Raw genomic sequence first — 20219 nt, 5'->3', positions numbered from 1 at the left:
CAAAATAAAAATCTATTTATCGAAATAGACATCGTTCCATTTTATTAAGGAAATTTTTATAATGAAGAGTAAGGCAATTATTAATTTAATAAAATAAGGCATTTTATGACTTACAATAATAATATCAATGTATTGCAAGCAAAATCCTTTGGTAAAGATCTTATTGCCATAGAAAAAGATGGCAATACTTTAAAATCAGTTGGTTTTCTCGGAAGATTTATTAGAAGATTGAAGAAAATGATAGGAAAAAATTCCTACGAAGACTGCAAAATTACAAAAATTGCTTCTACAATGAAAAACATGGTAGACGAGCACCCTAGTGATGAGGTAGGAAAGAAAATTGTCCAAGATAAATTTAAAGAAATTCTTGGGTTAAAAAAAATCAAGCCTGAAAACAAGGATCTTGTCCAACAAATTTTCTTTGAAGTATTTCCAAAGGAATCTCTAAAACACGATCTATTGGAAAAAGGATTTGGGGCTCTTGATAGACGTTCGTTTGATGAGATTAAAGAGCTTATTGATTTGCTTACAGATAGAGAATTAAATGAGGTATTGCTTAAAGAAGATTCTCTCAATCCCGATAATAAAGATGCGCTCCCCCTTATCTCAACTGCGATTATGGATATTTCAGATCCAGCAAAAGCATTGTCTATTGTACAAGAATTACACGCTCGAGGTATCGAGCTCAATAGCAAAGCTGTAGAACATGGTGAAGCATCTACCCTTTACGAATTAGCACTTAGAAAAAACTATCGAGAGGTTGCAGAATTCATCGCCGCAGAATTGGGATTTCCACCCAATGCAAATGTTTCTACCGATGCCGAATTACAGAGAATCAATTTGATGTTGGACAGATTAAATGATGCAAAAACAGAAGCTGAAGAAGAAAGAATATTTAAAGATATAAATGACCTCACTGAAGAAGGCAAACTCAATAATGTTTTCAGCTTAACAACCAAAGATGGCTCTGTTGAAAACCACACTTTGTTAACAGCAATTTATACGACTTTGGATGATGATGAAAAGAAATGGAAATACGTTTCTTATTTAATCGAAAAAGGTGCGGATTTAAATATGAAAATTGGTGAACCAAAAGAATCAATCGGAGCTTTACTTTGCCGAGATTTTATTGATGAATTTGCTTCTTTTTCCCCCACTCAAATCTCAAATAATGTGGACATATTTGGTGAATACCATGCGGATGGCGAAGCTGGTTTAAAATTTGAGCTTCTTGAAAAAGCCATTCATGATCAAGGAGATAGGAAATGGGATATCATTTCTCGCCTGTTTGATAGAAATGTAGATTTAAATAGAGAAATCGGACCTGAGGATTCTAAGGAAAAAATTGGCCATTTAGTTTTGAAAGATCTTGTTTCTGAAATTGACAATATTCCCACGGCTCAGATTTTAAGCATGATCCAAGATTTAAAAAACTATAATCTCATTAATTTGCCTGTTCAAATCCAAGATGAAAAAAACATCCTCATAACAACATTATTAGTTGAAGCTAACAAAAAATTAAATAAAGATGGGAAATCAATTGTCGTTAAAACCTTACTTGAGAAGGGAGCAGATCCAGCTTTTCGACCTATTATTGTAAGTCCTTTGACTGGTGTAAATACTCAACGTTCCGATCAAATTCCGTAGGATAGAGGGGGATTACTCCATAAATTGTTCGACAAATTCCGATTGCATCACGTTTAGGATTTCACTTGTACTGAATCCTTTACGAATTAATGATGCAATGGCCTTTTGTCGTTGAGAATAGTCGGAAAGGTTTCGTTTAATGGCTTGTCGATCTAATAAAAGTTGAATTTGTTTTTTACGGTCATCTGCACCGTAAAGAGATTCAAATAGATCAGGCAAGCCTTCAATTACAACCCCCTTAGCCTTCAGCTTCTGCGCAATGATGTGGGGCCCCCATTTCTTAGCCGCTTGCGACTTGATCCAACGCTCGCCATGGGATTGATCATCTAGATACCCTTTTTGAGTCATCTCATCAATTAGGCGTGTAATGGTGTGATCACTGACTAGAACTTTCAGTAAAGATTGTCGCAATTCTTGAGTAAAGTAACTTCTGACAGCCAATTTTCGCAAAACATACTGTTTAGTTGCCTGGTATTCCATTTCATAAAATTGTTCTTCAAAAAGGGAAGCCGCTAAACACTCTTGCGGAAGAGAGGGTTTGTGCCCCCAAATGGAGGTATGAATAGACTTCCATTCTTCTTCATCTATCGAAACAATTAAATGGCTTTTTTTGGCACTTGGAAAACATGTTATTTTCATCATGGCTAGGCTGTCCCTTCATTTTTACCCACCAGTATTTTTTTAACTCCCCGATTTGCGACTCTTATTCCTTTTGAACTAACGCCTTTCACTAAAGTTTCATTAAAATCAAAATCCATTTTAGAAACTTTTTGTTTCAATTTAGGAATAAATTGTATCTCTAACTTCACATTAGGTTGTGTCGAAATAAATTGCAATTCTAAGTCTTCATCAAAATAGCGGTAAATTTTATCTAAGATAAATTGGGAAATGATAAAACGTTTTGCAAAACAAAAATGCGATTTCGGATCTTTAACCAATACACTAATCACCGTTTTTTTATCTGCACATCCCACATACACAACCTTTTTATGGTCTGTTTGAAGGTATTGCTTTTCCGGAATATTAATGACTGTATATGTTCCGTCATCAAAAAGAATTAACACCTTATCAAAATTGGTGCATTCAAATGAAAGCTTCCCTGTTACTTTAGTCCCTAAAAACCCAGTACTTGGATCAAAACCCACTGTCATTTTCCGCGTTGCAATTGCTCGCATATTAATTTCTTCAATCGACGTGATTTCCGTGCGACGCGGGTAATCTTTTGCATATTTTGTCAAAAGCCCCCTTAAGTAATGGATTGTAAACTTCTTGACGTTCTTTAAATGCTTTTCAACTTCAATCAATTGTTTGTCAATGGCATGAATTTCTGATAGATTTTTTTCTAAATCAAATTTAGAAATTCTTCTGATTGGAATGCTTAGCAAGCCTTCTCTATCATCATAATGTGGAATGCGCGTTAGCTGATCATGAAAGGGCATGAGTCCTTTTTCGATGATTTCATGCACTTTTTCATAGGAAGTGGCATTCTCGATATTCTTATAAAGACGATTCTCAATGAAAATTTGCTCGAGTGTTTTAGCAAAGATTTTTTCTTTAAATCTATCTCGTTCAAGCTCTAACTCAATACGAAGATATTCTTGTAATTTTTCAGCATGTAATTTCAAAATAGAGTCAACATCTGTCTCCCATGGCAGATCATCTTTGATCACCACAATTTGGGAATGAATGGCCACTTCACATTCGGTATAGGCATAGAGCGCTTGAATCAATTCTTCGGCATATTGTCCACGCGGAAGCTTGATTTCAATTTCCACTTTTTCTGCTGTGTAATCATTGATCGCATCGATTTTGATTTTTCCCCGCTTAGCCGCTTCATCGATGGAACGGATCAAGGATTCAGTGGTCGTGCCATAACAGATTTCCGTGATCACTAATGTTTTTGGATCACGAACTTCAATCTTTGCACGTAATTTAACCTTGCCACGCCCTTGATTATAATCAGAGGCATCCATGATTCCTCCGGTGGGGAAATCTGGGAAAACAGAAAACTCACGATCCTCTAAAATGGCGATTTCGGCTTCTAAGAGCTCCTCAAAATTATGTGGGAGAATTGAGGTGGACATTCCCACGGCAATTCCTGTCGCGCCTTGCATAAGCAAAAGAGGGATTTTTGCGGGCAGAACGATGGGCTCTTGGTGCCTTCCATCGTAAGATGGTGCATAAGCGGTCAGATCTGGATTAAACAGTGTTTCCTTGGCAAGCGCAGCAAGGCGTGTTTCAATGTAACGCGCTGCGGCTGCTGGGTCGCCTGTAAAAATATTCCCAAAGTTTCCTTGCTGGTCTAGAAGATAACCCCGGTTGGCCATATTGACAAGAGCTTCTGTAATGGGAGCATCACCGTGGGGGTGATAAGCCATCGTCTGACCAGCAACATTGGCGACTTTATGTAGCTTCCCATCATCCATAGACCATAGAGTATGCAGGATACGTCTTTGTACAGGTTTTAATCCATCGATAACATGCGGGATTGCTCTATCTAAGATGACGTAAGATGCGTACTTAAGATAGTGAATCTGCATTAATTGCTTAACATCTTCCATACATTATCCTGCTGTGCGAGCAGCCTCCAGAGTCGGTTCTAATTCGTTGATCAGATTTTCCATGATGAACTGTTTTCGTTTAGGTGTATTTTTACCCATATAAAAATCAAGGGTTGTCTTGATGTCAGAAAACAAACTGATGGTGACTGGAATCAAACGAATATCTTTTCCTATAAATTGCTTAAATTCGTTTGGAGAAATCTCTCCAAGACCTTTGAAACGTGTGACTTCAATCCCTTTTTTCAACTGTTTAATCGCCTTGTCCCGTTCTTCTTCAGAATAGCAATAAAGCGTTTTTTCCCGATTACGCACCTTAAACAAGGGCGTTTCGAGAATAAAAAGATGTCCATTTAAAACAAGCCCTTCAAAATAGGTCAAGAAAAAGGTGATCAATAAATTGCGAATGTGCATTCCATCCACGTCAGCATCTGTAGCTAGAATCACTTTTTGATAACGGAGATTTTCAATATCATCCTCGATATTCAAAGCACTCATTAGATTGAACATTTCTTCATTTTTGTAGAGCTGATCAATCTTCATTCCGTGAACATTTAAAGGCTTTCCTCGTAAAGAAAAAACAGCTTGCGTTAGCGGATCTCTTGATGCCACAATCGAAGCACTTGCAGAGTCCCCTTCTGTCAAGAAAATCATCGTTTTTTCCCCAACGTCCGCTTTATCCTGCGCATGGTATTTGCAATCGCGCAGCTTTGGGATTTTAAAAGAAATTTTCTTTTGCTTTTCTTTGGCTTCTTTTTTTACCGCTGCAAGTTCTTTACGCAATTTTTCGTTAAAAACGATCCGCTCAATGATGCTATTGGCCGTCGAGGAATTTTTATAAAGCATGTTGACAACAGCATCTTTGACTTCTTGGACAAGCGGCCCTCTCAATTCTGTGTTGCCGAGCTTGTTTTTTGTCTGAGATTCAAAAACAGGGTCTTTGATCCTGACTGCAACCGTTCCCACAATCCCTTCTCGTAAATCCACACCTTGGAAGTTCTTTTTAGAGTATTCATTCACCCCTTTCAAAATCCCTTCTCTAAAAGCAGATAAGTGGGTTCCTCCATCGGAAGTATACTGCCCGTTTACGAAAGAGAAATAGCTTTCCCCATAGCTTTGTGTGTGTAAAAAAGCAAATTCCAGAAGCTTTCCACGGTAATATAGAGGTTCGTATAAACGATCTTCGGTGACTTCTTCGTTTAATAAATCGAGTAGACCGTTTTCAGAATAAATATCCTGCCCATTATATTCTAAAATGAGCCCTGTATTTAAATAGGCATAATGCCATAGCCGTTTCTGAATATATTCGGGCTCAAATCGGAATTTCTTGAAAATTTCTTTATCGGGGATAAATTCGACATATGTCCCATCGGGCTCGCTTGTTTTTTGAGATTTCTCTCTGATAAGCTTCCCTTGAGAAAATACGGCTTCCATAGACTTGCCTTCTCGGTGGCTTCGAACTAAAAAGTGACTGGATAAAGCGTTGACAGCTTTTGTTCCCACACCATTAAGACCAACGGAAAATTGGAAGACATCGTCATTATACTTGGCGCCTGTATTGATTTGACTGACGCAATCAATCACTTTTCCAAGGGGAATTCCCCGCCCAAAGTCCCGTACAGAAATTAACCCTTGCTCAGGATCTACACCAATAATGATCCGATTCCCATGCTTCATAATGAATTCATCGACGCTGTTATCGATGACTTCTTTTACCATAATGTAAATTCCATCGTCCGGATGAGATCCGTCACCTAGACGTCCAATATACATCCCGGAACGCAAACGGATATGTTCTAAGGCTCCGAGAGTTTTTACACTGCTTTCATCATATTTTTTTGCCATGATTCAAACTCTACTGCTATATAAAATAAAGAAACGTGCAGAATATAATAAACGGAATTCAGAATCCAGATATGATTCATTTATCGAGGAGAATCCATGAGCCAAAGCTCTCTATTTGCGAATAAAAATGTTCTCATCACCGGTGGTACAGGTAGCTTTGGACGCACCTTTGCCAAAAACCTTATAGAAGAAAATTTATGCAATAAAGTGATCATTTTTAGTCGAGATGAGTGGAAACAATGGGAGATGAAACAATCGAGCCCCCTCTTTGCCCATCCTAAAATGCGTTATTTTTTAGGCGATATCCGCGATAAGGAACGTTTGCGCAGGGCGTTTAACGAAGTCCATTTTGTGATTCATGCGGCTGCACTAAAACAGGTCCCAGCGGCAGAATATAATCCTTCTGAGTTTATCAATACGAATGTATTGGGGGCAATGAATGTGATTGATGCGGCGATTGATTGCAATGTTGAAAAAGTGATTGCGCTATCCACAGATAAAGCTGTGAATCCCGTTAACCTTTATGGCGCCACTAAGTTATGCTCGGACAAACTTTTTGTCGCAGGCAATAGCTATGTGGGTGCAAAAGGAGCACCAAGATTTTCGGTCGTTCGTTATGGCAATGTACTAGGAAGTCGGGGAAGCTTGATTCCTTTCTGGAGAAAACTGATCGAAGAGGGTTGCTCCTCCCTCCCTTTGACAGATCCTCGAATGACCCGCTTTTGGATCACTTTAGATGAAACAGTTTCTTTTGTGCGATTCTGCTTTACCAAAATGCATGGCGGGGAAATTTTCGTCCCTAAAATCCCCAGCATGAAGATCATTGAATTAGCAGAAGCTATGGCTCCAGGATTAGCCCTTACCCACACGGGGATTCGAGAGGGTGAAAAATTGCATGAGCTGATGATCAGCACAGAAGATGCCCGCCATACTTTTGAGTTTGAAAATCACTATGCGATCATCCCTGAAATTTATCGAAATTACCCTGCACTCGTTGCAAAATATCAGCAAGGCAGCCTAAATGAAGCCTTACCGGATGAATTTTGTTATGCTTCTAATACGAACACACAGTGGCTTTCGAAAGATAAGCTCCAGGATTTACTAAAAACTATTTTGTAAAGCTCACTTCTGCAAAATAGATTGCAGACTTTTCTTCATGGGATGAGTAATAACTCACATAAAGTTTTCCCTCTCGAAAAACCATGCCGGGGTAGCTATTGTCTCCCCCGCTTGGGAAAACCAACATAGGCTGAAAGTCTTTTAAAGTCATGCTAGCTAGAACTGTCGTTCTTTCTTTAGTCTCTTTATCAATCTCTTTAACTAATCTAGCTGCAGACCACATTTGATCATTTGGAAAGACTAAAAAATTAGGCCCACCAATGCGATAATCGCTTTCCTTCCATTTCCATTTCTTATACGGAGGTAACGCGTGTCCGATCCATCCATTACCATCTCGCCGCATCAAAGCGACCATCGTGTCATTCGAAAGAAAGCGTAAAGTGGATTCTGAAGGAAAACTTGAAACATCTAACTGAGAAACTAACTGAAAATGGATTCCATCCTGAGTTTTGAAAAGTTTGACTTCCCAAGGTTGATCTAAATCTTCTAAATCGGTTAAGTGATAAGAAATGCCATAACCAATTCCTTTATGCCAGGTCACTCTCCAGATCCATTCCTCTTCTATTCCAGTGGACTGAATGGGATCCCAATGAACGCCATCTTTAGAAAAAGTTGCATAAGAACGATAGGCAATTAATTTTTCCCCTTGGTAAATGGATCCTCCCATAATTAGATACAAACGTCCATCTGGCATTAAGCCAAAATGCGGGTCACGTAGATCGATCCCTTTCAATTGCAAAATGCTAGCCGTTATCCACTGTTCTCCATTTGCACTTGTCAGAATCCGAATCGTTCCATCCACTCCCGCCGCATGACTATCAGATTCTCTAAAAACACAAAAAAAACGTCCTTGAAAATCAATCAGATCTGTAAGAGCATTATGAAGGCTTTGATCCCAAATCTTTCTCAAAGCAATAATGTGTGGTTTTGAAACTTTTTTTTTCTTAGATTTTGCCATAATGTCTGCATCTAGCCCCCATTTTCATTGACTCCACAGTACACATTCCCTCAAAAATTGCCAATTTTGATCAAAGAAGTAGCAAGAATAAGATGTTTTATCTATAAACTTTACTTTTGGAAGATCGCACATAAATGATATTGATCGGGGGTTCTCATATGCGTGTCGGGGTTGTTGGAATTAATCATAAATTAGGTGACCTAAAATTAAGGGAATCATTAGCAAAAGTATGCCATCGCCGCTTTGGTTTTTTGCCCTCCTCATATGACCTTGGTTCTTTCGTTCTTCTTTCCACCTGCAACCGTACTGAGGTGTATTTTTTTGCCGAAGATTTAGCTGCCACACACTCATATCTCCTAAATGTCCTGAAAGGAGAATTAGAAGAAACGGAAGAAAATTTTGATCAGAAATTATATTCTTATTTTAACGCAGATTGTTTTTTACATCTTGTCAGAGTAACAACAGGATTGGATAGCGCCATTTTGGCTGAAACAGAAATTCAAGGCCAAGTCAAACAAGCTTATGAATCTGCCTGTGCTATAGAAAACCTCCCTTTTGAACTCCATTATCTTTTTCAAAAAGCCCTTAAAATCGGAAAAGATTTTCGTTCGCTCTATTCATTGGGAAGAGGAATTCCTGATTTAGAGCATGCGGTGTTTAACATCGGCCAATCCAAACTACAACAACCCGAACAAGCCAAAGTTTTATTTATTGGAGCCTCCGAGATCAATCAAAAGATTTTAAAATATTTGAAGCACAAAAACGTGCAAAATATTTCTTTATGCAATCGCTCACTAGACGTCGCTCAAACACTCGCAAAAGAACATCAAATTGATATTCTAAATTGGGAAGAAATTACCAAATGGTCCAATTTTGATTGGATTATCTTGGGCACAAAATGTCCTGAACATTTATTAACGCAGCAGGATCTCTACAAAAAAAATATCAGTCATAAGCTTGTGATAGATCTTTCGGTGCCTCGAAATGTGGAACCAAAACTCGCTAGGGATCCCCGTATTACTCTTTTGAATATCGATCATATCAACCGCATATTGAAAGGACGAAAAAAGCAAATACATCATCTTCTCGCTTCGGCAGAACAATTTTTAGAAACAACGGCTTTACGCCAAATTGCTCTTTTTCAGGAAAAGGAACAGCATCGCCTCAGACTTGTAGCAGTAAACTCATGAAGCATTGATAAAATCTTGAACTCAATCAAAAACACACGGTAAGACTTATGCTGAAGTGAAATATTTGCTTAGAAATCAATTATATTTAAAAATAAATATCGACTAGCATTCCCCAAATTTAATCGCTGCTGCAATCTCCTCTTTCTCAACTAACACATTAAAAGAAAATTATGACCAAGCGGTAAGTAACATAATCTTATAAATACTTACAGGAATTCCATAAAAAAACATCAAAAATAATTTAAAGTCTTATCAGATCTATCATGACATTTAAAAAAAGCCGAATTGCATAACATCATCTATATTTATTAAACTAAAATTTGGCATCATTATTTTAGTTTAATTCTCTCTCGAAGCTCGACAGTTCTTCGGCGAAGAAGGATTAAAGCGACTTACATCAAAAAAAATATTCACGACCTTTTTTCTTGCCATTCCCTTTTCATTCAGCCATACTGCATACCCAAAACAAGAATTTTATTAGCTCTGGTTATTAGATATGGATTTAGCAGTTACATCTTCGCAAAACACTCAAGATCAAAAAGTTTCACCCATGATGGTGCAATGGCAAACCTGCAAAGAACAAGCCGGTTCAGCCATTTTGCTGTTTCGAATGGGAGATTTCTACGAAGCATTTTACGAAGACGCAGCCCTTTTAGCAAAAGAAGCTGATCTTACCTTGACTCGTCGGCAAGGCATCCCTATGAGTGGCGTCCCGCATCACTCGAGCGAAGCTTATATCGACAAACTCGTTTCCAAAGGATATCGAGTCGCGATTGCCGAACAGGTGGAATCCGCTAAAGAAACAAAAGGATTAGTGAAGAGAGAAATTGTCAGAGTGGTAACACCTGGCACAGTGATTACCTCTTCTCTTTTAGCGGAAAACACAAACAATTTCTTTGCATCCATTATCCAAGTTGGCGCCTTATATGGTTTAGCTTTTCTCGATTTGACAACTTCAGAATTCAGAGTAATTGAATTTGAACACGAACAAGAATTGCTCAATGAAGTCTGCCGCCTTAACCCTGCCGAATTCCTAACTTCTCAAAAATTTGCCAATAAACATCCCCTCTTTTTTGAGGAGATCCGCAAAAACAACCAAGTCCTTGTCAATACACACGACGATTGGCATTTCGAACACCAAGTCACTTATAATTTCTTGATTCAACATTTCAAAGTGCATTCTCTGGATGGATTTGGTCTTAAAGGGATGGTACCGGGTGTGCATGCGGCTGGAGCCCTGCTTCAATATTTACAAAGCGAACTCAGTTTACCCATTGAACATATCACAGATATTCAACCTTACACGACTTCTCAATACCTTTCTTTAGATCGCATGACGCTGCGCCACCTTGAATTGATTGATCCATTAAACCATGGAAGTCGAAAAAATACGCTTTTAGGCGTGTTAGATCACAGCCATACCCCCATGGGAGCTCGTCTTTTGCGCCAGTGGATTAAACAACCACTTCTCTCTATCCCTGAGATTCACCAGCGACAAGAAGCCGTGCAAGCTTTTTATGATACACCGTCTCTCATGCAACGAATTGGTGCAGTCCTTGAACAGGTCAGAGATTTAGAGCGTTTAATGATGCGCATTAGTTCGGGTTACGCAACGCCGAGAGATCTGGTTGCTTTACGTTTTTCTATGGAACCTCTGCCCGAAATTAAAACTCTTCTGCTCACCTTAGCAAGCCAATCGGCGTTATTAGCCACAGAAGCTCAGCGGATCGATTTCCTACCAGAAATGACACGCTTAATTGCTAATGCCTTGGTAGATGACCCTCCAGTAAAAATCACAGAAGGGAAAATCTTCCGGGATGGCTACCACCCAGAACTTGACGAACTTCGGGAAATCAGCCGAGACAGTAAGTCCTGGATCGCACGTTATCAAACGCAGATTCGAGATGAAACAGGATTAAAAAGCCTTAAAGTCGGCTTTAATCGGATGTTTGGCTATTATATCGAAGTCAGCAAAGGGCAAGCAGAAAAAATGCCTGACTCATTCCAAAGACGACAAACATTGGTCAATGCCGAACGATTCATCACTCCGGAACTGAAAAATTATGAAGCCAAAGTTTTGAATGCAGAAGAACGGATCAGCGCGATTGAAAATGAGCTTTTCCAAACGCTTCGACAACAAATTGGACAATTTTCTAAGCAAGTCCTCACAACGGCTCAGGCTTTAGCACGAATCGATTGCTTGCGTTCTCTAGGAGAAGCTGCACGTACAAACCAATACATCCGCCCTCTAGTCGATGATTCGGCCCATTTGAAAATTGTGGATGGACGTCACCCTGTAATTGAAGCTGCACATGCGGGAGAAAAATTTATTCCGAATGACACATTGCTCGATGGTTTAGATAATCGTCTCTTGCTCATTACGGGCCCTAACATGGCGGGAAAGTCTACTTATATTCGGCAGGTGGCTTTGATCACCATCATGGCTCAAATGGGATCTTTTATTCCTGCTAAAGAAGCACATGTTGGGCTAATTGACAAGGTTTTCACTCGTATTGGAGCCAGCGATGATCTTTCCAGAGGGCAATCCACGTTCATGGTGGAAATGGTAGAAACAGCCAATATTCTACACAATGCGACCTCACGCTCTCTCGTTATCTTAGACGAGATTGGACGTGGGACAAGCACTTATGATGGTATTTCAATCGCTTGGTCCGTAGCAGAACACCTTCTTATTACGGAAGGGAAAATGGCTAAAACATTATTTGCCACCCACTATTGGGAATTGACAAAACTAGAAGAGAAAATTCCTGGGGCTGTCAACTACAATGTGGCTGTACAAGAAAATGCAGATAACATAATCTTTTTACGCAAAATCATAAAAGGTGGTACGGACAAAAGTTATGGCATTCACGTTGGCAGGTTAGCGGGACTCCCTCCCTCTGTGATTACGCGAGCAAAGGAAATTTTGGTCCATCTCGAAGAAAATGCCAACCAAAAAAGCGTTTTTGAACCGTCTAAGCCAAAAAGACAGCCAGCAAAGAAAAAACCGATTTCCAATGCCTTTCAACTGACTTTTTTTGGATAATCTAAATCAGAAGGAATAACAGTGCCGGGACTTATCGCATTAGATATTGATGGAACAGTGACAGATTTTGGGGGTATCATTCCTCCAGAAGTGGTTGCCTATCTATCTGAATTAGTCTCGGATGGCTGGAATGTGGTTTTCATTACGGGAAGAACTTTTACAGATGGGTTCAAAATTTTGCAACCGCTTTCCTTTCCCTATTATTTTGCGGTACAAAATGGGGCGATCACCCTCAGAATGCCTCAACAAGAAGTTGTTGCAAAACATACGCTCGGCACAGACGTTTTCCCCGCGATGGAAAATATCTGTAAGGATGAACCGAGCGATTTTGTCATTTTTGCGGGATTTGAACACCAAGATTGTTGTTATTACCGCTCTCACTGTTTCTCTAAGGAATTACTTGAATACTTGAAAGCACGATCGGATGCCTTCAATTCCATTTGGTATGATGTCGAATCCTTTGACAACCTCACACTTGCCAACTTTCCATCGCTAAAATGTTTTGGACAGGTTGAATCTGCCTCTAGAATTTCTTATCGGATCGAAAATGAAATTGGATTGCATGCGCCTTTAATTAAGGATCCTTTTCAAAATGGGTATTATGTTGTGCAAGCCACACATGCTTCTGTGAACAAAGGATCCGCCTTGCGGGACCTTAAACAAAGACTTCGAGTTCAAACACCTGTCATTGCAGCGGGAGATGACAACAACGATATAAGTATGCTAGAGGAAGCCGACATTCGCATCATCATGGTTACTGCACCCGACCATTTACTACAAACTGCCACCATCATCGCTCCGCCTGCTCGTGAAAAAGGAATTATTCAAGGACTTCAAAAAGCTTTAAATTTGATTTAACTTTAAACAAGAGGGCCTCATCATGCTTGATACATGGACATACCCCATTACAACTGTCGGTGGACTTGTCGTCGCCTCCGACGGAGACGTTTTACTACTTTATTCCTCCAAATGGAATGATTGCTACACAACCCCTGGAGGGAAAGTTGAATTAGGTGAATCTAGAGAAGCCGCATTCATTCGAGAAGTCAAAGAAGAAACAGGGCTTGATGTAACGAATATTCGCTTTATTTCGACGCAAGAATCGATCTACTCCCCCGAGTTTAAAGAAAAAAAACACTTCATCATGAACGATTTCGTAGCAGATTTAGCACCAGGCTATTCAAAAGACGATGTTGTTTTAAATTATGAAGCTGAAAATTACCTCTGGGTTTCTCTAGAAGAAGCCAAAAAACTTCCTCTCAATCGAGAAGCTTATTTCCTACTCAATCAATATGAGCGATCTTTGCAATCTAAGCCGCACTATGGATTGATTGGCTTTGAAAATCATCAAATCCCTTGCATCATTGGTATTCTTCCACACGAGCGCGTCAATACACAATCTATCTATGTAGATCTGAAAGTGGAAGCTGATTTTAATAAATGTTCCAATTCTGATGATATTACAGATACGGTTGATTATGTTGCCTTGGCCAACATTTGTTCCGAATTTGCTCAAGAAAAAGGGTACATGCTGATTGAAAAGTATGCGCATGATGTGCTTCAAAAGCTATTGCGAGATTATCCAATCAATTGGGCGTGGATTAAGGTCAAAAAGCCCGAAGCCCTAGGATCAGCAGATTTTACGACTGTTGAACTCAAACTGTGCCGAACAGAGTTATAACATGGGCTGGATTCTTGTCACGGGAGCTGCCAAAAGGTTAGGTGCAGAGATTTGTCGCAAATTAGCGCAACAAAAACGAGCTGTTGTCATTCATTACAAGACCAGCCATGAAGAAGCGTTGCAAACGGCCGAAACCTGCAGGCGACTCGGAGGACAAGCTGAAGTGATTCAGGGTGATTTTTCTTCCACTGAATCTCTTCAAGAGTTTATTTCCAACTATCAACAGCGCTTTCTCGATACGGAAGGTTTGGTCAATAATGTCGGCAATTATTTGATTAAGTCTGCTCTAGATACCTCCCTACAAGAATGGAATGCTCTCTTTCTCACTAATTTAACTGTGCCTTTTTTAATCACACGTGAACTTATGCCAAGCATTAAAAAGCACCAAGGTGCCATTATCAATATTGGAACTGCTGGCACGCTTTCTTTTTCAAGTAATAGTTACTCTTCTATTTATCATTTAACTAAAACATCCCTCTGGATGCTGACAAAAAATTTAGCCAAAGAACTCGCTCCAGATTTGGTAAGAGTAAACATGGTTTCACCAGGGCAGTTGGATAATTCTATCGATCCTTTACATTACTCAAAATTGCCGATGAAGCGCTATGGATTCCCTTCTGAAGTTGCTGAGGTTGTCTCCTTCTTAATGAAAAAAGAAAATTCTTATATCACGGGTCAAAATATTGAAGTTACAGGCGGTTTGCATGTTTAAGCAATTTCAAACAAAAGAAGAATCTCTGCGATACTTAATCGAACAAGCCGTCGCAAGAGGAAGAAGCTTGCAGAGTCCACAAACAGGATTCGTGCATTATTTTTATCATGCTCAAGAAGCAATGCATCAAACCATTCCCATTGTGGAAAACGGCTACTTTATTTTGGCTTTGATGCGTACTAAAACAATTGAAAACATTAAAGAAGCAAAAGAACTGCTCGATCGAATTCTCATCTTTCAAAATCAATCGGGTAATTTCCCTATCTACTTGCATGAATTCCCAAACTGTAAAGATCGCTACCTCGGAGCTCATCTTCTACCTATTTTCTATTGGATTTTAAAAGACTTTCACACCATTCTCGGACAAGACTTAAAAAATCGATTAATTGAAAGCACGACGGCGTTAGCTCTTTACACTTTAGTTGCACATGAAGAGAAGCCTGGCCCTTATCACCTATCCTTAAAATGTGCTGCAGCCTGGATTGCACTGGGTGAATGGCTTAACTTACCGCATTTAGAAGATGCCGGTAATCAACTTTTAGAAACATTGAGACTTAAAGGAATAACGCAAGCATGGGGAGACCCCCATTATCTCGGCGAAATCTTAGCTAGCCTGCAAATGGTCTATCCAGAAATTGCATCCTCTCCTTGGGATTTTCTCTGGCATTACATCTTAGAAACTTGGCATTCTTCAACTGCATGCTATACAGGACCTGCAAGAAGGGTCTACCAAGCGGAATTTCAACCTCAAGGGAGCTTATACGATCTCTATTTGGGATACTTTGAAACGCACTTTTCGCAAAGACAAACGGACGGTTATCCTTACGAGCTACTTGCCTCTCTTATTCAACCTTCAGAAGACGTTTTTATTCCGACTTCCCACCTAACAAAAAATGGGTTATTTCATCAACAGCATTGGATGATGGTCAAAGAAGAAAACTACACTTATTGTTTTCTTGAAAAAGATAAAGCCTTGGATCCATCTCAACATAAAGGCTATCACCTCTTCCGCTTACTATGGGGAGCCCCTTCACATGTGCATAGTTTTGTTTTCCAAGAAACTAAATCTTTAGCTGATATTGTCTGCATTGCACAAAAAGAACATGTTGAACTTGACTTGATTCTTGAAGGCCCTCCTCCTGAAGACAACGGGGATCTTGAAGGAGAGATTAACTTCTTTGTCGACTTGCATGAAGGCCTTAAGGTTCTTGTCGATAATGTTCCGGCAACAACTTTTCAGATAGAGAATACGTTACAGCTCAAAAGTCCTCTCCTCTCCCTCTCCATCCAATTTCAATTGATGGAAGGCGAAGGCTCGTTCTTTGGCCACCTGTTAAGGGGTAATCGCCCAGCGCAAATTTTAAATAAAGGGGCTCAACGTTATGAGGCTTATGATTCACAGATTGCTATCCGAACGATTAAAAGATCCGAAAAATGCCGTATTAAAGTGCTGATTGACATCCTGAAATAAGAGCCATGCCTAGATCTTATCTGCTGATTTTCTCCATTCTTGTGATATTTACAACATCATGCTGTAAACCAGTTTCTGAGGAATATGGCTATTTTTATAGCCATTTAAATACGTTTACAAAACCTGATCTCTTTTTTAGAGAGTCCCCTTATTTCTTAGTCATTCTTGTCAATGCGCGCCACTTAGATTACACCGATAATAGATCTTTTTTGCGAACTTTGGCGAAGCATCCAAGTGATGGAAGCAAAAATAGCGACGTCGGCCATGCGTGGATTTGTCTACGAGGAATCATTGACGGGGAATATGTGGAAATCGAAGGAGGGCATACCGGTGAAACGGGCTTAACCCAAGCGAGATATTTTGATGGAATGATGGATCTTGTAGAAAAAGGATCTCCAAATCCTGTGCGTTATTTGTGGGAAATGCAGCATGATGGTTTCTTCCAAAATGGCTCAGGAGGGCATCAACCCACTTTTGCAGCCAAAATAGATCTTACGGAAGAACAATTTCACACCATTCTCACTTTTATCGAGACATATCCCTACCAGGACTATGCCATTACCAAAAATCAGTGCTCTTCTTTTGTCGCTCAAGTGGCAGCTTTAGCGGATTGGGAAATTCCTTGTGAAGTCACACTTTCAATCGATCCTCACCTTCAGATTGGTCCTGATTTGATTCCCCTATGGACCGATCCTCGCTATGCATATCTCACCATTTCAAGCCCTGATATGGTTGAAAAGAGTTTGATGAAAGCGGTGGCAACAAAGCAAGCTCAAGATGCTCGAAAGTGGTACTTATGCACCCATCCTCAAAGCTCTCAAGCTTACTTTTCTCAACTCATCGAAAGCATTCAATTAGCTCCGCAAAGAGTCCAACGGCTACTTTTATTTCGTTAAACAGTGGCTTCGGAGGTTTGGTTCAATGCCACACTATCCACGGCAATCCCCATTGCATGCATCCCATTGTCTACATGAATGGTCTCTCCTGTAATAGCAGAAGCCAAAGGAGACAATAAAAATGCAGCCACATTCCCCACTTCAATCGGCGTTAGATCTTTTTGTAGAGGTGCATTGGCTTCTGAATATTCGATCATTTTTTCGACGAAACCAATTGCTTTTGCAGCACGACTACGCAAAGGCCCAGCAGAGATCGTATTTACGCGGATATTCCATTTGCGTCCCGCTTCCCATGCTAATGTACGCGTATCGCTTTCAAGAGCCGCTTTAGCTGAGCTCATTCCTCCACCATATCCTGGAATAGCCTTTTCAGAAGCAATATATGTCAGAGAAAGAGTACTCCCCCCTGCATTCATGATAGGTCCTAAATGAGCTAAAAGGCTAATAAAGGAGTATGTTGAAGCACTTAAAGAAGCGAGATATCCTTGTCTGGATGTTTCCAAAAGGGGTTTTTGTACTTCAGGACCATTCGCTAGGGAATGAACAAAATAATCGATCTTTCCAAAATCTTGGCCGATTTGCAAAACAACATCTTGAATGGTAAAAGCATCGCATGATTTATAACGCTTATTTTCTTTTATCTCTTCAGGCACATCTTCCATTTTGTCAAAAGCAGCATCTAAAGGATAAATTTTTGCAAATTGCATCAAAGAACCATCTGACAAGACGCGAGATTTATCAAATTTGCCACTCTCTAAACCCGTTTGAAAAATCTTCATGAGGGGCGTCCATGTTCCGACAATAATCTCTGCTCCGGCTTCCGCCAATGTTTTTGCAATGGACCAACCAAAACCTTGGTCATCGCCAATTCCTGCTATAAAAGCTTTTTTTCCTTTGAGGTCTATTTTAAGCATAAATTCTCCTTCAAGTTTGAAAAACTAAAAAAGCCATTATATCAAAGGTAGGGATTTAATCCTCTCACAATCAGCGCTGCAAGATAGCGTGCTCAAGCAACCAATCTCTGTAGTTATTTACTGCTGCTTGATCAATCTGCTGAGACTTAGCCAAGATCGGATAGGTCAGTTCCCATGCCTCTCGTTCCCACTCTCGCGCTTTATCGCCCTTATCTGGATTCGCTTTAAGATACATTTCAAATGCTTCTTTTGGATTTTGTTGACAATAGGTGATTGCCTCTTGCATAGCAGCTTGAAATTTCTTTACAAATTCGGAGGAAGCCTGAATAGAATCCTCTTTCGCAATCATCACGAGTTCTTGGTGAGGTGGAATTCCCAAATCGCTCATTTTAAAAAACTCCGTTTCAATGCCCAATGAGCGCAGATGGGGCACTTCGATGTTCCAATAAGCATCATACACAGCATCGACCCGTTTGATTGCGAGCGTACTGACCAAGTCAAAACTCACGTTATGCATAGCTTTAGGGGTCAATTTTTTTTGCTTTAACAAGGTTTGCAAAGATTTAAAACTTTTTCCATCCATGCTATAACCGATAATTTTATCATTCAAATCTTCAATTGTGCGGATTCCATCATCTTTGCGATACAACAACGAATTCAGAGGTTCTTCTATCAGCACCCCAATCATCGCGATTTTAGCCCCCTTTTGGATAGCCTGTAGAGTCTCCACCATGTAATAGACCGCGAGATCAGCTTGTCCTGACATCAAATAGCTCACGCTATCGCTCGGATCATGTAGCTTCAAAATTTGAAGATCGATTCCTCTTTGCTTGAAAAAGTTTTTTTCAATGCCCACATAAAGAGCGACGTGATTGGGATTAGGCACCCAATCTAATAAAAGTCTCGTCTCTTTTATTTTTGGCGAAGGCTGACATCCAAATACAATTGTAACTAGAGCTGTCGCTGCCAAGCTATTAAAGGGTAACCGCCAAGACTTTCGATTTTTCACAGCTTTCTCTAATGCTGCCATTCCTAGATAAAGAATTGAACTAATGAACGTTAGGCAAAATAAGGCTCCAAAAGTAATTTCTAAGTCTGTTTCTCTTCTACTTTGAAGCATCAACATGCCTAAACCATTTTGTCCCCCTGCCCACTCCCCTGCAATTGCAGCTATCCCTGCAATCGCAGCTGAAATGCGAAAACCAGCAAAGATATGTGGCAACGATGCAGGAAGTTGCAGCTTAAAGAAAAATTGCCATGGAGTAGCGTTTAACGTTTTAAAATAATCGGCTAAATGTTGTGGAGTCGACAATAGTCCCTGATAAATGTTCATGGTTAAAGGGAAAAAAATCATCAGAGCTGTGGGTAATACAATAGCTGTATAGGACCAGCCAAACCACATAACCATCAAAGGTGCAAGAGCAAACATTGGAATACATTGAATCACAATGAAAAGAGGTTGCAAAATCATGCGCATGGATTCCCAAAATGCCATCATCCAAGCCAAAGGAAATGCAACGAGCAAGGCGAGAATAAATCCACCGGCCATTTCTTTTAAAGTGATGCCTGTATGAAAAAGCAAGCGATCCGATTTTTGCCAGATGCAGAGCAAAATGCGTGATGGAGGAGGAAGAACAAAAAGAAGATCTGAAAAGAAGCGACAGCAAAATTCCCATGATCCAAGCAAGAAACAAATCGCAATGAATGGAACCCATGTTTTTTTGACCATAAGTCACCCCCTCAAATAATTACTAAAGATGTAAAAGAAAGATTTATTTTGCGTGAGATTATTGCCGATCGACTACTTCTTTGCAATAAGAGAATACGCTCTCTCGCATGATTTTTGCGCTTCAACAATGCGGTGACATTTTCACGTTGCACTTACAACTTATAAAAAAACATTGACCCATACTTTCAATTTTAATATAAACCCTCTGTTTTATTCATTTTTATTTTGAAGAGGGTGACATGAGATCTTTTCTAAATCTACTAGCCAGCCTAATTTTGCTCCTTAACCCCTTAATGGCAGAAGAAGATCTCACGCCTGAACCCTCAAACGAAGTGGTTAAAATTCCCCGCTCAACGACGGATGACAGTGATGGCCGTATTTCTTTTGCCAACCTTTTAGGCCTGCCGAGTGGAATCGTTGCGGGGATGGTGAATGTGGTCACAGGCGATTTTG

At 39.9% G+C, this 20219-nt stretch carries 16 protein-coding genes; 10 read left to right on the top strand and 6 right to left on the bottom strand.

Annotated elements, in window-relative coordinates:
* The first annotated feature begins 105 nt into the window (after window positions 1–105).
* The gene (locus AB7E63_RS01265) at window positions 106–1647 is read left to right on the top strand and encodes a hypothetical protein (RefSeq protein ID WP_100067474.1); all 1542 of its coding nucleotides are present in this window, start codon (window positions 106–108) and stop codon (window positions 1645–1647) included.
* A gap of 12 nt (window positions 1648–1659) precedes the next feature.
* On the opposite strand, the gene AB7E63_RS01260 is transcribed toward AB7E63_RS01265, so the two are convergent.
* From AB7E63_RS01260 to AB7E63_RS01250, 3 genes are read right to left on the bottom strand one after another with little or no spacing between them, the layout of a single operon-like run.
* A complete protein-coding gene (locus tag AB7E63_RS01260) occupies window positions 1660–2289 on the bottom strand; it encodes a regulatory protein RecX (protein ID WP_013925322.1) in 630 nt (209 codons plus the stop codon).
* Between the two features lie 2 nt (window positions 2290–2291).
* Window positions 2292–4208 (bottom strand): DNA topoisomerase IV subunit A, encoded by a 1917-nt coding sequence (locus AB7E63_RS01255; protein ID WP_013925323.1) that lies wholly within the window; start codon window positions 4206–4208, stop codon window positions 2292–2294.
* A 3-nt stretch (window positions 4209–4211) separates the two neighbouring features.
* A complete protein-coding gene (locus AB7E63_RS01250; protein ID WP_006339994.1) occupies window positions 4212–6050 on the bottom strand; it encodes a DNA topoisomerase IV subunit B in 1839 nt (612 codons plus the stop codon).
* Between the two features lie 96 nt (window positions 6051–6146).
* On the opposite strand from AB7E63_RS01250, the gene pseB reads away from it, so the two are divergent.
* Window positions 6147–7169 (top strand): UDP-N-acetylglucosamine 4,6-dehydratase (inverting), encoded by a 1023-nt coding sequence (pseB, locus tag AB7E63_RS01245; protein WP_284452569.1) that lies wholly within the window; start codon window positions 6147–6149, stop codon window positions 7167–7169.
* On the opposite strand, the gene AB7E63_RS01240 is transcribed toward pseB, so the two are convergent.
* Entirely contained in the window at window positions 7159–8127 is a 969-nt protein-coding gene (locus AB7E63_RS01240; RefSeq protein WP_006339992.1) for a hypothetical protein, read from the bottom strand. The genes pseB and AB7E63_RS01240 overlap by 11 nt on opposite strands.
* A 158-nt stretch (window positions 8128–8285) precedes the next feature.
* Between AB7E63_RS01240 and AB7E63_RS01235 the strand changes: the two genes are divergently transcribed.
* From AB7E63_RS01235 to AB7E63_RS01205, 7 genes are all read left to right on the top strand, one after another.
* Window positions 8286–9317: an NAD(P)-binding domain-containing protein gene (locus AB7E63_RS01235; protein WP_013925326.1), complete on the top strand. Its 1032-nt coding sequence runs from the start codon at window positions 8286–8288 to the stop codon at window positions 9315–9317.
* A 496-nt stretch (window positions 9318–9813) separates the two neighbouring features.
* A complete protein-coding gene (mutS, locus tag AB7E63_RS01230; RefSeq protein ID WP_284452570.1) occupies window positions 9814–12363 on the top strand; it encodes a DNA mismatch repair protein MutS in 2550 nt (849 codons plus the stop codon).
* A 21-nt stretch (window positions 12364–12384) separates the two neighbouring features.
* The gene (locus AB7E63_RS01225) at window positions 12385–13221 is read left to right on the top strand and encodes an HAD family hydrolase (RefSeq protein ID WP_284452571.1); all 837 of its coding nucleotides are present in this window, start codon (window positions 12385–12387) and stop codon (window positions 13219–13221) included.
* 22 nt (window positions 13222–13243) lie between these two features.
* Window positions 13244–14044, top strand: coding sequence for a dihydroneopterin aldolase (locus AB7E63_RS01220; protein ID WP_006339982.1), 801 nt, complete (start codon window positions 13244–13246; stop codon window positions 14042–14044).
* Window position 14045: 1 nt separating this feature from the next.
* The gene (locus AB7E63_RS01215; RefSeq protein ID WP_006339975.1) at window positions 14046–14756 is read left to right on the top strand and encodes an SDR family oxidoreductase; all 711 of its coding nucleotides are present in this window, start codon (window positions 14046–14048) and stop codon (window positions 14754–14756) included.
* The gene (locus AB7E63_RS01210; RefSeq protein ID WP_428418477.1) at window positions 14749–16227 is read left to right on the top strand and encodes a hypothetical protein; all 1479 of its coding nucleotides are present in this window, start codon (window positions 14749–14751) and stop codon (window positions 16225–16227) included. The genes AB7E63_RS01215 and AB7E63_RS01210 overlap by 8 nt, the downstream gene beginning before the upstream one ends.
* A 5-nt stretch (window positions 16228–16232) precedes the next feature.
* Window positions 16233–17123 carry a hypothetical protein gene (locus tag AB7E63_RS01205; protein WP_006339973.1) on the top strand — a complete coding sequence of 297 codons (891 nt, stop codon included), beginning with the start codon at window positions 16233–16235 and terminating at the stop codon, window positions 17121–17123.
* On the opposite strand, the gene AB7E63_RS01200 is transcribed toward AB7E63_RS01205, so the two are convergent.
* Window positions 17120–18037, bottom strand: coding sequence for an enoyl-[acyl-carrier-protein] reductase (locus AB7E63_RS01200; RefSeq protein WP_013925330.1), 918 nt, complete (start codon window positions 18035–18037; stop codon window positions 17120–17122). The two genes, AB7E63_RS01205 and AB7E63_RS01200, sit on opposite strands and share 4 nt — an antisense overlap.
* A 70-nt stretch (window positions 18038–18107) precedes the next feature.
* Window positions 18108–19766: an ABC transporter substrate-binding protein gene (locus AB7E63_RS01195; protein ID WP_006339969.1), complete on the bottom strand. Its 1659-nt coding sequence runs from the start codon at window positions 19764–19766 to the stop codon at window positions 18108–18110.
* Between the two features lie 239 nt (window positions 19767–20005).
* Between AB7E63_RS01195 and AB7E63_RS01190 the strand changes: the two genes are divergently transcribed.
* Window positions 20006–20219 (top strand): hypothetical protein (locus tag AB7E63_RS01190; protein ID WP_428418474.1); only part of this gene is annotated, 214 nt, incomplete at its 3' end.

The organism is Parachlamydia sp., assembly GCF_050255895.1.
Lineage (GTDB): Bacteria > Chlamydiota > Chlamydiia > Chlamydiales > Parachlamydiaceae > Parachlamydia > Parachlamydia acanthamoebae.
This window is presented reverse-complemented; position numbering and strand designations above follow the sequence as displayed.

Coding starts and splice junctions, on each gene's coding strand:
- AB7E63_RS01265 (WP_100067474.1), top strand. CDS start 106: ATGACTTACAATAATAATATCAATGTATTGCAAGCAAAATCCTTTGGT.
- AB7E63_RS01260 (WP_013925322.1), bottom strand. CDS start 2,289: ATGATGAAAATAACATGTTTTCCAAGTGCCAAAAAAAGCCATTTAATT.
- AB7E63_RS01255 (WP_013925323.1), bottom strand. CDS start 4,208: ATGGAAGATGTTAAGCAATTAATGCAGATTCACTATCTTAAGTACGCA.
- AB7E63_RS01250 (WP_006339994.1), bottom strand. CDS start 6,050: ATGGCAAAAAAATATGATGAAAGCAGTGTAAAAACTCTCGGAGCCTTA.
- pseB (WP_284452569.1), top strand. CDS start 6,147: ATGAGCCAAAGCTCTCTATTTGCGAATAAAAATGTTCTCATCACCGGT.
- AB7E63_RS01240 (WP_006339992.1), bottom strand. CDS start 8,127: ATGGCAAAATCTAAGAAAAAAAAAGTTTCAAAACCACACATTATTGCT.
- AB7E63_RS01235 (WP_013925326.1), top strand. CDS start 8,286: ATGCGTGTCGGGGTTGTTGGAATTAATCATAAATTAGGTGACCTAAAA.
- mutS (WP_284452570.1), top strand. CDS start 9,814: ATGGATTTAGCAGTTACATCTTCGCAAAACACTCAAGATCAAAAAGTT.
- AB7E63_RS01220 (WP_006339982.1), top strand. CDS start 13,244: ATGCTTGATACATGGACATACCCCATTACAACTGTCGGTGGACTTGTC.
- AB7E63_RS01215 (WP_006339975.1), top strand. CDS start 14,046: ATGGGCTGGATTCTTGTCACGGGAGCTGCCAAAAGGTTAGGTGCAGAG.
- AB7E63_RS01210 (WP_428418477.1), top strand. CDS start 14,749: ATGTTTAAGCAATTTCAAACAAAAGAAGAATCTCTGCGATACTTAATC.
- AB7E63_RS01205 (WP_006339973.1), top strand. CDS start 16,233: ATGCCTAGATCTTATCTGCTGATTTTCTCCATTCTTGTGATATTTACA.
- AB7E63_RS01200 (WP_013925330.1), bottom strand. CDS start 18,037: ATGCTTAAAATAGACCTCAAAGGAAAAAAAGCTTTTATAGCAGGAATT.
- AB7E63_RS01195 (WP_006339969.1), bottom strand. CDS start 19,766: ATGGTCAAAAAAACATGGGTTCCATTCATTGCGATTTGTTTCTTGCTT.